This is a genomic window from Martelella sp. AMO21009 (genome assembly GCF_053484295.1).
The window spans coordinates 68,385-81,800 of sequence record NZ_JBAKFR010000012.1; the positions used below are offsets into that span (position 1 = coordinate 68,385).

General features: G+C 65.2%; 12 protein-coding genes. 6 read left to right on the plus strand and 6 right to left on the minus strand.

Going from position 1 to position 13,416, the window contains the following annotated elements; all coding sequences use genetic code 11:
* Positions 1–22: 22 nt before the first annotated feature.
* The 3 genes from V6766_RS14485 to V6766_RS14495 are packed head-to-tail and all read right to left on the minus strand — an operon-like array spanning position 23 to position 2,690.
* Positions 23–1,165 (minus strand): acyl-CoA dehydrogenase family protein, encoded by a 1,143-nt coding sequence (locus V6766_RS14485; protein WP_448467564.1) that lies wholly within the window; start codon positions 1,163–1,165, stop codon positions 23–25.
* Positions 1,162–2,277, minus strand: a complete 1,116-nt coding sequence (locus tag V6766_RS14490; RefSeq protein ID WP_448467566.1) for a CaiB/BaiF CoA transferase family protein — start codon at positions 2,275–2,277, stop codon at positions 1,162–1,164. The genes V6766_RS14485 and V6766_RS14490 overlap by 4 nt, the downstream gene beginning before the upstream one ends.
* Positions 2,274–2,690, minus strand: a complete 417-nt coding sequence (locus V6766_RS14495; protein WP_448467568.1) for a VOC family protein — start codon at positions 2,688–2,690, stop codon at positions 2,274–2,276. Before V6766_RS14495 ends, V6766_RS14490 begins: the two co-directional genes overlap by 4 nt.
* Positions 2,691–2,823: 133 nt before the next feature.
* On the opposite strand from V6766_RS14495, the gene V6766_RS14500 reads away from it, so the two are divergent.
* From V6766_RS14500 to V6766_RS14525, 6 genes are all read left to right on the plus strand, one after another.
* On the plus strand, positions 2,824–3,612 hold the full coding sequence (locus tag V6766_RS14500; RefSeq protein ID WP_448467570.1) for an SDR family NAD(P)-dependent oxidoreductase: 789 nt from the start codon (positions 2,824–2,826) through the stop codon (positions 3,610–3,612).
* A 139-nt stretch (positions 3,613–3,751) separates the two neighbouring features.
* On the plus strand, positions 3,752–5,398 hold the full coding sequence (locus V6766_RS14505) for an AMP-binding protein (RefSeq protein WP_448467572.1): 1,647 nt from the start codon (positions 3,752–3,754) through the stop codon (positions 5,396–5,398).
* A 58-nt stretch (positions 5,399–5,456) separates the two neighbouring features.
* A complete protein-coding gene (locus V6766_RS14510; protein ID WP_448467574.1) occupies positions 5,457–6,698 on the plus strand; it encodes an acyl-CoA dehydrogenase family protein in 1,242 nt (413 codons plus the stop codon).
* Positions 6,695–7,738, plus strand: coding sequence for a phosphotransferase family protein (locus V6766_RS14515; RefSeq protein WP_448467576.1), 1,044 nt, complete (start codon positions 6,695–6,697; stop codon positions 7,736–7,738). Before V6766_RS14510 ends, V6766_RS14515 begins: the two co-directional genes overlap by 4 nt.
* 11 nt (positions 7,739–7,749) lie before the next feature.
* Positions 7,750–8,418, plus strand: coding sequence for a nitroreductase (locus V6766_RS14520; RefSeq protein WP_448467578.1), 669 nt, complete (start codon positions 7,750–7,752; stop codon positions 8,416–8,418).
* On the plus strand, positions 8,415–9,224 hold the full coding sequence (locus tag V6766_RS14525; protein ID WP_448467580.1) for an SDR family NAD(P)-dependent oxidoreductase: 810 nt from the start codon (positions 8,415–8,417) through the stop codon (positions 9,222–9,224). Before V6766_RS14520 ends, V6766_RS14525 begins: the two co-directional genes overlap by 4 nt.
* 51 nt (positions 9,225–9,275) lie before the next feature.
* Here V6766_RS14525 and V6766_RS14530 read toward each other — a convergent pair whose 3' ends face one another.
* The 3 genes from V6766_RS14530 to V6766_RS14540 all read right to left on the minus strand — a co-directional run bounded on the left by V6766_RS14530 (position 9,276) and on the right by V6766_RS14540 (position 13,412).
* Positions 9,276–10,640, minus strand: coding sequence for a 2-hydroxyacyl-CoA dehydratase subunit D (locus V6766_RS14530; RefSeq protein WP_448467582.1), 1,365 nt, complete (start codon positions 10,638–10,640; stop codon positions 9,276–9,278).
* 27 nt (positions 10,641–10,667) lie between these two features.
* Entirely contained in the window at positions 10,668–11,849 is a 1,182-nt protein-coding gene (locus V6766_RS14535; protein ID WP_448467584.1) for a 2-hydroxyacyl-CoA dehydratase subunit D, read from the minus strand.
* A gap of 528 nt (positions 11,850–12,377) precedes the next feature.
* Positions 12,378–13,412, minus strand: a complete 1,035-nt coding sequence (locus tag V6766_RS14540) for an NADP-dependent oxidoreductase (protein ID WP_448467586.1) — start codon at positions 13,410–13,412, stop codon at positions 12,378–12,380.
* Positions 13,413–13,416: the final 4 nt, after the last annotated feature.

A 13,416-nucleotide genomic window follows, 5' to 3' on the forward strand; every position in this document is an offset into this window, starting at 1 on the left:
TAACGGGCTGCGGGTTCGCGCATCAATAGGACACGGCCGCGCGGCCGATCTTCTGGCGGGCGATGATCTGCTTCATCACCCCTGCCGTGCCATCGCCGATCTGGAGCCCCATCACGTCACGCATCCGCTGCTGGTGCGGGCTGTCCATGGACCAGCCGTAATGGCCGAAGCTCAGCAGGCAGTTCTGGATCACTTCGGCCGCGAATTTCGGCCCCATCCATTTGCACATCGCCGCCTCAGACGTGTGCGGCATACCGGCCTCGCGCAACTGAAGCGTGTGATAGGCAAGCTGCCGGATGGCCTCCATCATCGACTCGCCCTCGGAAAGCGGAAAGCTCACTCCTTGGAACTGGCCGATGGGCCGCCCGAAGGCCTGCCGTTCCTTCACATAATCCCAGGTCTCGTCCAGCGAGGCGCGCGCGGCGCCCGCGCATTCCAACGCGATGAGCGCACGTGAATAGTCGAAGCCTTGCATGACCTGGGTAAAGCCGCTGCCCTCCGGCCCCAGCCGGTAGCGTTCGGGGATCACCACGTCCTCGAAGAAAAGCGAACCGCGCCCGACCACCTTGTGCCCGAAATCGTCGAAGACCAACCGTCCGATCCCCGGCGTGCCCTCGGGGATGAAAAAGGCCGAGACGCCGCGCGCGCCCTCCTCCGGGCCGGTGCGGGCGAAGACGAGGAAGATGTCGGCGCTGTCCACGAAGCTGATCGAGGTCTTCTCGCCGCTCAGCACATAGTCGCCGCCGCGCTTCTTCGCGCGCAACGCCAGCCGCGCCGCATCGGACCCGCCGCGCGGCTCGGTGAGGCAGATTGCCATGATCTTCTGCCCCGCGATCATCTGCGGCACCCATTCCTGCGCGATCTCGGGCGTGGCGTGCTGCAGCAGGACGGCGGCGTTCAGCGACACGTTCACCGGAATGGCCGCGATGTTGAAATCGCCATAGGCCAGCGCCTCGGCGACGATGCCGGCCATGATCGAATCCGCGCCGAGCCCGCCCAACTCCTCGGGCAGGTCGGCGCCCAGAAAGCCCATGGCGCCCAGCTCCCGCACCAGTGACCTGTCGAGCGGCGCCTTTTCACGCGCCTGATAGCCGGGCAGCAACGCGTCGCGGGCAAAGCGAAGCGCCGCCTCGCGGATCGCATTCTGGTCGTCGTTGAAAATCATTGGGCCTTCTCCATGATACCCCAGTCTTTCAGCACCTCTGCCGTATCGGCCCCGGGCTCCGGTGCCGGATTGCGCAGGCGGCCCGGCGTCGCCGAGAGCCGCGGCGCCGGGCCGGGCCAGGTGAGCCCGGCCATTTCCTGAAACGTGCCGCGCGCAACCATCTGCGGATGAGCCCAGGCCTCGTCGATGCTCAGCACCGGCGAGAAACAGGCGTTGCGCCCGGCCATATGCGCCTCCCATTCGGCGCGGGTTCTGGTCGCAAAGACCGCAGCGAAGCGCGCCCGCAATATCGGCCAGTTGGCCCGGTCGGCGCGATCGGGCAGCATCGCGGGGTCGAGATCCAGCGCCGTCAGCAGGTTGGCGTAGAACTGCGGCTCCATCGCACCGACCGACACATAGAAGCCATCCGCCGTCTCGTAAGTGCCGAAATAGGGTGCGCCGCCGTCGACGATATTGTCCTGCCGGTTGGCCGACCAGCTTCCCTCCTGCCGGAAGGCCTGAAAGGCCGACATAAGCTGGGCCACGCCATCAAGCATGGCGCAATCGACAACCTGCCCCTGCCCCGTCGCCCGGGCGTGATGCAGCGCCACCAGCAGCCCCATGACGAGGAACATCCCTCCGCCGCCGAGATCCGCCACGAGGTTCAGCGGCGGCGACGGCGGCGCATCGGCGGGACCAATCGCATGCAGCGCGCCGGTCAGCGCCAGATAATTGATGTCGTGCCCGGCCTCCATCGCCATGGGCCCGTCCTGTCCCCAGCCGGTCATGCGGCCATAGACCAGCTTCGGATTCAGCGCCGCGCACTCCTCCGGCCCCAGCCCCAGCCGTTCGGCGACACCGGGACGATAGCCCTCGATCAGTATGTCGGCCCCGGCGATCAGCGCCCTTGCGGTCGCCCGGCCCGGCCCGGATTTCAGATCCAGCGCCACCGAGCGCTTGTTGCGGTTGTAGAAATCGAACTTGCGCAAGACCTCAGGCCGCCAGCCGCTTTCCGGCGGGCGGTCGACGATCACCACGTCGGCACCGAAATCCGCCAGCAGCGCGCCGGCGAAAGGACCGGGGCCCTGCCCCGCGAGTTCGACGATCCTTACGTCGGACAAGGGCGCACTCATATCGCGTCTCCGCGCCCGACCACGAACCGCGCCACCTCTCCCTTCGGGCACAACTCGATGATCGTGCCGTGACCATCGCCTTTGGTGATCCAGCCGCGATGCAGCGGCAGGTTGTCAGTCGGCTTCTGGTGATAGGCCTTGATCCCCGCGGCCTGCAGCCGGGCGATCTCCGCTTCCAGATCATCGACCTCCAGCGCCACGACCACGTCGCCATGGGCCATCTCGCTCTTGCCGGAGCTTTCCACCAGCTCGATGGGAAGTCCCCCCTGCCCGGTGAAAAACGCCAGCCGCAGCTTCAGCTCGGGCACCTCGCGGATCACCGGATCCCCCTGCCCGATCAGATCGCGGTAGAACGGAATTGCCGTCTCAAGATCTTCGACGAAAATGCCGATATGGTCCAAGGCGCCTGTCATGACCTTTCCTCCCCTTTCGGATTCTTAGATAGCTAGTTTACTTTTATAAAGCTTACCGTACAATGAGTCGGGTAAATTTCAATGCAGCAGATGCCCCCGGAGGAGACCCTGCGCATCTGCCGGGAGGACCGAATTGAAAAGGCTGGAGGGCCGCAGGGCCATCATCACCGGCGGCGGCAGCGGCATGGGCCGCGCCAGCGCGCTGCGCTTTGCCGAAGAAGGCGCCATCGTCATGGTCGTTGGCCGCCGCGAGGCGCCGCTGCAAGAGACCGTAGCCGAGGTCACGGCGGCGGGCGGCACCTGCGTGGCGCATGTGGCCGACGCGGGCGACGAGGCCGCGATCCAGGGCGCCATCGACCGGATGGTGTCCGAGTTCGGCGGGCTGGAGATCTTCTTCGCCAATGCCGGCAACACGGATTCCGTCATGCCCTTCACCGAGCAATCGGTCGCGCAGTGGGAAGGCATGTTCCGCGACAATGTCGTGACCGCCTTTGTCGCCTGCAAGCTGGCTGGCGGCTATATGGCCGAGCATGGCGGCGGATCGATCATCCTCAATTCCTCGACCGGGAGCCTGCGCGCGCGCGGCGGCACCGAGGCCTATGGAGCGGCCAAGGCCGGGGTGAATCACCTCACCATGACCGCCGCCTGCGCCTTTGCCGGCAAGAATGTGCGCGTGAACGCGATCCTGCCCGGGCTGACCGAGACGGGGCTGACCAAACCCATGTTCGACTGGGCGCGCTCGGCGGGCAAGGAGGACCGGCTGGGCAAGCTCACTCCGCTGCAACGTCCCGGTTATGTTGAGGATATGGCCGCCGTGGCCGCTTTCCTGGCGTCTGACGATTCCTCCTATATGGACGGCCAGCTTCTGCCGGTGGACGGCGGGATTTCGGCCACCCACCCGGCGGGCAAGTTCGTTTATTGAACCAGGCGCGGAGCGGCGCGCGGTTGCAGCGCTTGACAGTATGCGATATGATGTGCCTTAGTATTGTAAGATAGCGTACTTAATTCGCGCTGCCGGACGAGGAGGAAACGTGCGGCGGCGCTGCTCAGGGGGGTGGGGTATGGCAGAAGCGTTCGATCTGGAGGCCCACAAACAGGCCATGCGCGATGCGGGCTGGTGGGAAGACAAGACCGCGGACGATCATTTGGAGGCGGCGATTGCCGCGCATCCAGAGCGCAAGGCCGTGGTCGCCTACCGCAAGGACGCGCGCTATGAGACCCCGGTCAAGGTCATGACCTACGCCGAACTGGGCGAGGCGGTGGCGCAGGCGGCCGGCTCGTTCCGCGCCATGGGCATCGGGCCGGGCGATGTGGTCGGCGTGATGCTGCCGAATTGGTGGGAATTCGTCGTGGCCGTGCTGGCGCTGGGACGCGTGGGGGCGGTGCCGAACCCGCTCATGCATATCTTCCGCGAACATGAGCTGCGCTTCATGCTGGGCTTTGCCGAGGCCAAGGCGATCCTGATCCCGAAGCATTTCCGCAATTTCGATTACGGCCCGATGCTGGACAAGCTGCAAGCCGAGCTACCCGCCCTGAAATACGTAATCGAGGTGGATGGCGAAGAGCGCTCCTTCGACAATTTGGTGATGAAGTCCGGCGCCGCGCCCGTGTCCGCCGCCGAGGGCACGCCGGTCGATCCCGGCGAGATGGCGGTGCTCATGTACACCTCGGGCACCACGGGCGAGCCCAAAGGCGTGATGCATTGCTTCAACACGCTGTTTGCCTGCACCAAGTCGCTGAGCACGCGCTTTGGGCTGGGTGACGCCGAGGTGGTCTTCGGCTGCACGCCCTTCGGCCATATGACGGGCTATGCGGCGGTGATGTTCCAGGCGCTCTATCTCGGCAGCACCATCGTGATGATGGATGTCTGGGAGCCCGAGGATGCCATTGCCATCATGCGCCGCGAAGGCGCCACCCATATGCCCGGCGCGACGCCGTTCCTTGCGGATATGTGCCGCGTTATCCTCGAAGGCGGCAAGGCGCCGAACCTGCGCACCTATCTTTGCGGCGGCGCTCAGATCCCGCCGGTGGTGATCGAGAACGCGCGCAAGCTGCTCGGGCTGGGCGCCTCTTCGCTCTGGGGCATGACCGAAGGGCTGTCCGGCAGCCTGACCGAGCCGGAAAAGGCCGATACCCATTCCGCCACCACCGACGGGCGCGCGGTCGACGGAGTTGAGTTGCTGGTCGCCGACGAGAACCTGAATCCGATGCCGACGGGCGAGACGGGGCGGCTCTATTTCCGCGGCGCGCAGCAGTTCCTGGGCTATTACAAGAAACCCGGCCTCGACGGGCGCGGCCCCGAAGGCTGGTTCGACACCGGCGATCTCGCCTATATGAACGAGGAGGGTTATATCCGCATCGACGGGCGGTCGAAGGATATCATCATCCGGGGCGGCGAGAACGTCCCCGTGGTCGAGATCGAGACGGTGATCTACAGCCATCCCCGCGTCGCCGATGCCGCCATCGTCGGCTATCCCGATGTGCGCTTGGGTGAAAAGGGCTGCGCCTTCCTCACCCTGAAGGATGGCGGCACGTTCGACATGAAAGAGCTGTGCGCCTGGATGCAGGAAAAGGGCGTGGCCAAGCAGTACTGGCCCGAAGCCGTGGAAGTGATCGAGACGATGCCGCGCACCGCCTCGGGCAAGATCCAGAAATTCGTTCTCAAGGATCTGGCCAAGAAGCATTCCAACATCACGACCGACGCCTGAATTCTGCCGCGAGGTCCCGTACCACGCGGCTCCATGAGTCTTTAAGGGAGGGGATTGCATGGATTTCGACCTGCCGCAGGAGATCACCGACAAGCTGGCCGAGCTCGACGCGTTCATCGAGACCGAGATCAAGCCGCTGGAGGCGGAGAACATACGGTTCTTCGACCATCGTCGCGAATATGCCCGCACCGACTGGGAAAACGATGGCGCGCCGTCCGAGGCCTGGCGGGCGGTGCTGACAGAGATGGAGCGCCGCGCCGATGCGGCGGGGCATCTGCGGCTCTGTCTGCCCGAAAGCTGCGGCGGTCAGGCGGCGGGCAACCTGATGAACGCGGCGATCCGCGAGCATCTGGCCGGCAAGGGGCTGGGGCTGCACAACGATCTGCAGGACGAGAACTCCATCGTCGGCAATTTCCCCATCGTGCCGGCGCTCGCCCGCTACGGCACCGAGGAGCAGAAGGACTTCATTGAGGGCATCATCACCGGCAAGAAGCATCTGAGCTTTGCGCTGACCGAGCCGGGCCACGGATCCGATGCCACCTGGATGGAGACTCGCGCGGTGCGAGACGGCGATCATTGGGTGATCAACGGCCAGAAGCGCTGGAATTCCCAGGTGGGCCGGGCGCATTCCAATCTGGTCTTTGCGCGAACCTCCGGCGAGGACGGCTCGAGCCGGGGCATCACCGCCTTCATCGTGCCGGTCGACAATCCGGGGCACAGATGGGTGCGAAACCTCTGGACCTTCAATATGCCCACCGACCACGCCGACGTGGATCTGGTGGACTGCCGGGTACCCGACAGCGCCATCCTGCACGAAGAGGGCCGGGGGCTGGAGATTGCGATGATCTTCATCCACGAGAACCGCATCAGGCAGGCGGCGGGCAGCGCCGGCGCCGCGCGCTACTGCATCGCCGAAGCGGTGAAATACGCGAAAGAGCGCGAGCTTTTCGGCGAAAGCCTCGCCTCGCGTCAGGCGATCCAGTTCCCGCTGGCCGAACTGCACGCGGAATGCGAGACGATCCGCAATTACGTGTTCCGCACCGCCTGGCGCATGGACCGGATGCCGCCCGCCGAGATCACCGACGAGGTCTCGATCTGCAATTACATGGCCAACAACCTGGTGTGCCGCGCCGCCGATTTCGCCATGCAGGTGCATGGCGGCCTCGGCTATTCGCGCCACAAGCCCTTCGAGCACATCTATCGCCACCACCGGCGCTACAAGATCACCGAAGGCTCGGAAGAGGTGCAGAAACGGCGCATCGCGCACAAGCTTTTCGGCTTCGGACGCGGCACGGCATGAGCGCAGTGGCCGTTGCCGAGCAAGCGGGGATCGACCTTAAGGCGCTGCGCGGGTTCCTCGGCGGTTTCCTCGGGCGACCGGTGGCCGAGCTGTCGCTGCGGCCCACCGAAGGCGGCATGTCGAACCCCACCTTCTTCGTCGAGGCGGATGGCTGGCGGGCGGTGCTGCGCAAGCAGCCGCCCGGCCCGCTGGCGAAATCCGCCCATGCCATCGACCGGGAATATCAGGTTATCTCGGCGCTGGCGCGGACCGATGTGCCGGTGCCGAAACTCTATCACTATCACGAGGATCCTGCCCTGATCGGCACGCCTTTCTATCTTATGGAATGGCTGGAGGGCCGGGTCTTTACCGAATACTCGGTGCCGGGCGCGATGCCGGAGGAGCGCGCCGCGCTCTATGCCTCGATGTGCGAGACCATGGCGCGGATGCACCGGCTGGATTATGCCGCCCTGGGGCTGGGCGCTTACGGTCGCCCGGGAAACTACTTCAAACGCCAGCTCGGGCGCTGGTCGCAGCTTTGGGAGCATTACCGCGAGGCGGCCGGGGCGAACTCCGAACTCGAGGCGATGATCCCCTGGCTGGAGGCGCGCATCCCTGAAAGCGAGCTGCTCAGCCTCTGCCACGGCGATTTCCGCATCGGCAACATGATGTTCCACCCGACCGAGCCGCGCGTCATCGGCGTGCTCGACTGGGAACTGTCAACGCTGGGCCATCCGCTGGTGGATGTGGGATTCAACACCCAGGCCTGGCACATGGCGCCGGACGAGAACGGCGGGCTCATGGGGCTCGATCTCGGTGCGCTCGGGATCCCCGCCGAAGAAAGCTATCTGGAGCGCTATTACGCCGAGGCGGGAAGCCCCGAGCGGATGACGGATTTCCACCGCGTCTTTGCGATGTTTCGCGCCTCGGTCGGGGCCGCCGGCGTTGCCGTGCGCGGCGCGCTGGGCAATTCCACACTCCCCGACAGCGTGGGGATCGGGCGCAAGCTGATGCGTGCCTATGCCACGAGGGGCATGCAAATCGCTCGGGGCAAGGCATGAGAGGAGAAGACATGGGGATGGATCTGGACGAGGCGATCTTGAAACGCCGCTCGGTACGCGGCTATCTGCCCGATCCGGTGCCCGACACGGTGATCCGCGAGGTCCTGACGCTCGCCCAGGCGGCGCCCTCGAACTGCAACATCCAGCCCTGGATCAGCCACGTGGTATCGGGACAGGCACTGCGCGATCTGGGTGCGAAGATGGTGGCGGCCTCGGAAGAGGGCATTCCGCCCGATCCCGATTTCACCGCCGACCGCAAGTTTCAGGGCATCTACCGCGACCGTCAGGTCGATGCGGCGGTGCAGCTTTACGGTGCCATGGGAATCGCCCGCAACGACCGGCAGCGCCGCGACTGGGCCTATCGGCGCAACCTCGAATTCTTCGGCGCGCCGCATGCAGTCTTTGTCTTCATGCCCGGCGTTTTCGGGGAGCGCGAGGCGGTGGATCTGGGTATCTACACCCAGACCCTGCTGCTCGCCTTGACCTCGCGGGGGCTGGCTTCCTGCGCGCAAGGGGCGCTCAGCCTCTATCCGACGATCATCCGGCGCCATCTGGACGTGCCTTCCGACCAGCATCTGCTGCTCGGCATCTCCTTCGGCTATGAGGACGAGCGTATCGATGCCAATCGCGCCCGGGTGGGGCGCGCCTCGATCGACACGACTGTGAGGTTCCACCAATGAACAAACCGCTGGAAGGCAAAACCGCCGTCGTGACCGGCGCCGCGCGCGGCATCGGGCGGGCCTATGCGCTGCGGCTGGCGCGGCTGGGGGCGGATGTGGTGATCGCCGATCTGAACCTCGCGGGCGCCGCACGGATCGGCGAAGAACTGACCGCCGACAGCGTGATGGCCGAGGTCCAGGCGCTGGGGCGGCGGTCCATCGGGGTCGAGGGTAATCTTTCGCAGCCCGAGGCGGCGCAACGCCTGATCGACGCGGCGATGGAGGCGTTCGGACGGGTGGATGTACTGGTGAACAACGCGGGCGTGGCCGTGGCGCGGAACAGCGGCACGCTGCCCACCGATACCACGCCCGAGGCCTTCGACTACCTGATCGCCGCCAACCTGAAATCGACGCAGCTCTGCTGTGCCGCCGTGGCGCCGGTGATGAAGGCGCAGGGCGCGGGCGCGATCGTCAATATCTCGTCCCAAACCGGAATCTCGATGCTCGAAGGCGGCAATCTGGCGATCTACGGCGCGGCGAAAGCGGGCGTCGCCTATTTGACGCGGACACTCGCCGCCGAACTGGGGCCATACGGCATCCGGGTCAACGCCATCGCGCCGGGCATCGTCGAAACCGCACGTCTGAAAAAGCTCGACCCCTCCATGGGCGTCGGCACAGAGGCGCAGCTCAACGCGATCGCCCTGCGCCGTTTCGGGCAGGTCGGGGATATGGCCAATGTGCTGGAGTTCCTCGCAACCGATCTCTCGGGCTATGTCACCGGGCAGATCATTTCGGCCTGCGGCGGGGCCGTTCTGCATCCACACTGACCCCCGCCCTTCCGACGGGACGCCCGCGACAGAGCGTCCCGTTTTTGCGTGTCAGGCCGCGCGGTTGCGCTGCACGTCGATGGTCTCCAGCATGGCCTCGAGACGGCTTTGCAGCACCTCGTCCTTGTAGAAGGACTCGTCGGCAACATCGCCCTCGAAGAACATCGTCTGCATGCCCTTCGCCTGCGCCATCTTGGCCAGCAGGAGTTGCCCGTTGGTCGCCGAGCGGCAGGTGCGCGTCGCGTGGAAGACGATGCCGTCGATGCCATAGGTCTCGCAATCGCGCAGGATCTGCTCGGCGAGGTTCTTGGCGCTGTGGTTGAACGGGCACAGCAGGTAATGCTGGGCCATGCCGAGGATCGGGTCGTCCTCGTCGATCAGCTGCGGCTCGTGCCAGAAGCTGTTGTGGGTATAGCGCCCGCAGACCACCGCCGCCTCGTGCTCGGCGAACTTGTTGGCCAGCCAGCCGACCTTGTTCCAGTTCATGATCCCGTCGAAGGCAAGGCGATAGCGCTCGTTCGGCAACGCGGGCACGCTCTCGGCCAGCCGCTGCTCAATCTCGGTCTTCACCCCCTGGAAGTAATCGACCAGCGCCTGATTGCCGGGCAGGAAGTTGATCGGTGCAATGCTGGCGACCCAATCCCAGAACACCGCGGGCGTGGGCCTTGCCTTGCAGAGCTCCAGCGCGTCGAGCCGGAGCTGCGCCGCGCGCTTGATGTAATGCATCGACTCGCGCAGCCCCTCCCAGTCGAACTTGTTGCCGGTGTGGTGCTCGAGGAATTCGATAAGCTGGTAAAGCTGGCTCGCCACGTATTTCGAGGCGTTGTCCCATTCCTCGCCGCGAAGATAGCCCGCGTCGGATTTGTTGCCCCAGAGCAGCGGATAGGAGACTTTGAAGAAGGGCAGTTCCTTACCGAAGACCCGGTACGAGATCTCGTCCCATTGCTGGCCGGTGCTGCACCCCGCATAGGCATTGACGAAGAGGTCGGGCGGCGGCAGGCGGCCTGCCAAAACCTCCTTGTCGGGCACACCCGGCAGCCCGTCCATCTCGACCTTGACCGCGGCCTCCTTTTTGGTCAGCAGCGCGCAGCCCAGCGTGGTGCGGGCATAGGAGCAAAGCTCGTTGATATAGCCATAGGCCTCGCCCGCCTGCTGCGCGGGGCCTTCCAGATGCATCGCGGCCAGCCGCGCGCCAAACGCCTCGCCATGGCACCATTCGACCCCGGCGGCCTGCAGGATCGGATTGATCGCGGCGCCGTTGTACCAGACCACCCTCGCGCCGCGTTCGCGCGCGGTGAAGAGGTTGTCCCAGTAATCCTTGACCATCTTGCCGCCGGCGCGGGTGCTCACCAGCCGGTTGGCTGGCGCGGCGGTCCGGGCCGGATCGGGTTTCGTTTGCTCCGTAGCGACAGACATTTCTTGCTCCTCCGGGATTGGTTGGGCTCAGGCGGTTTGTTTTGCGAGCGCGGGACGGCGGATACCTTCGACCAGAGCCTCGACCCGCGTCTTGAGCATTTCCAGCGCCAGACCCTCGTGTTCCGTCTCGATGAGCAGATGCGGGATGCCCTGCTTCTGGAACGCCTTGCGCAGCTCGGGGTAGTAAAGCATGTGCGGCTCGCAGAACTTGACCACCAGCACGATGACGCCCTGCGCGCCGCTCTTCTCGATGGCCGTTTCTAGATAGCTTTCCCAGTCGACGCTCTTCTGCGCGCGCGTCGAACAGGGCACGTTGTTGTTGCGGTCGAAATACCATTGTGTCAGCGCCGCGACGGGATCGCCTGCCACGGGCACATCCGTTGCGATGTAGCGATAGCCGGTATAGACATCGTCATCGACCACGGTGACCCCGCAGCTTTCGATCATGTCCAGCAACTCCGGCCGCGGCGCGTGACAGAAATGCCCCGAGAGATGGAGCCTGACGGGCGCCGTCGGCGCCGCGGGCTGCGTCTCGATCAGCGCGACGAGGCGCGCCATCTCCGCGCTGTGCTCGTCCACATCCATCACCATTGCGGATTTGACCAGCGCCTGCATCTGGCGTGTGGTCAGCGCGATCCGCCCCGCGCGGCGCATCTCGTAGACCCGGCGCAGCAGCGCACGGTCGCGATTGTAGGCTTCGATGCTGCGAAAGATCGCCGCGTCCTCGATCCCTGCCCCGCAAAGCTCCCTCAGCCGCTCTCGCAGCTCGCCGATGCGTTCGCGGATCTGCGGTCGGGTCGAGTCCTCGTCCATCGAGGCGGTGAACTGGGCAAGATAGACCGGCATCTCCGGCAGCTCGAAGCGGATCGCATCAACCGCGCCCAGAAGCGCGACGCAATGATCGACGAGGAAGATGCCGTCATAGACCGCGAGCTTTCCGGTCGCCGCCTGATCGACGAGGCTGCGGGTATAGCCGCAATAGAACTCGTGCAGCAGGCTGCGCCCGTAGGTGATCGCCGCATCGTCCTCCTGCACCAGCACCGGCAGGGCGCCCGCCGCGTGGACGATCTCGGGCGGGAAATTCATCGGCAGGATGCCGATCACCTTGCGCCCGCTACGGGCCTTCCACGCCGCCGCATAGGCACCCGGATCCGCCGCGATCCGCGCCAGCCCTTCGATGATCTCCTGAATTTCGGCTGCCTGATCCATCCGGCTCCTCCGCTGTCTGGTAAGTGCCACTTTCTTATGCGCCCCGTCCGGGATGCCTGAAAAGTGGAAAGGTAGCGCATCGTTATCTTCCTAACATTTATGAAGAAGTCCTCGATGTCAACCATACTTTCTGAAGGGATCACATGGCCGAAGCGACATGACTTTCCCCGCGAGGTAAGTACTACTCATCTTCGAACCCCCCATTGCCAAAGCCGCCGTGCCGAGAAGCGCGGCGCTCGGAAATGTCATAAGATCACTGAAGGAAGGCCCGATCCGCAGAGCGAATCGGGCGATGCGCCTGTATGGATGCGCCCGCCGCCGGAAGGCCGTCTATCTACCCTTTGAAGTTCGGCGCCGCTTTTCGAGAAAGGCCGCCATGCCCTCCTGCTTGATCGCGCGTGCCGAAAAGCTCCCTGGGTGAAAAATCCCTAGGGCTCTCCTCCCGCTTTCGCCGGAGCTTGGAACAAGACAGATAGGCACATAAGCAAATCGTACTATATAAAACTATATTATCGCCGCGCGCCGTCATCACTCTCCGACATAGATCAGCAGCTTTCCAGCGTTCCGCCCCTCGTAAAGTGCGGCGATGGCGCCCGGCGCGCTGTCGATCCCCGTCCAGCGATCGGTGGCAAAGCGCAACCGGTCCCCGGCCCAGAGCGCGGCCAGCGCATCGCAGGCCGTGCCATAGGCGTCCATATGGTCGAAGATCACGAAGCCCGACCATATCAAACGCCGGTTGAGTATCTCGCGTTCGTTGCGCGGCCCCGTGGGCGGCGGCGACCAGCTTGCGATCGACGCAGTGCCGCATTGCACCACCCGGCCGCCCACCGCCATCTGCCGTAGAACGGTGTCGAGGATCGGCCCGCCGGTGTTGTCGAAATAGACGTTCACGCCCCCCGGGGCCGCCGCGCGGATCGCGGCGGGCAGGTCTGCGCTCTTGTAATTGACGGCGGCATCGTAGCCGAAGGTCTCGAGACAGCGCGCGACTTTCTCGTCGCTGCCCGTGAGACCGATGGTGCGGCAGCCGAGGCTGCGGCCGATCTGCCCGACGCAGCTTCCCACGGCTCCCGCCGCCGTCGAAACCACGAGCGTATCGCCTTTTTGCGGACGCCCCAGCCGGGTGAGCGCCAGATACGCCGTGACCCCTGTGATGCCGCAAAGCCCGGCAAAGGCGTCGAGCGGCAGATCCTGGGTACAGCGGTGCAGCACCGCCGAGGGCGGCACGACGGCATAATCCTGCCAGCCGAAAAAGCCGTAGAGGAATTCGCCCTCGGCATGGTCCGGATGGCGCGATTTCAGCACTACCCCCACCGCCAGCGCCCGCATCGGCGTGCCGAGCGGCACCGGTTCGGAATAATTCGCCACATCCGCCGCCCAGCCCCGCTGCGCCGGATCAGCGGAGAGGTAGATGTTGCGGATCAGCAGCTCGCCCTCGGCGGGCTCGGGCACCGGCGCCTCGTCCGGCGTGAAATGCTCCGGCGCCGGAATGCCGGTCGGACGCGCCGTCAGCAGCACGCGGCGGTTGCGTTCGGGTAGGGAATAGGCGGGGATGTCGCGGGGCATGTGA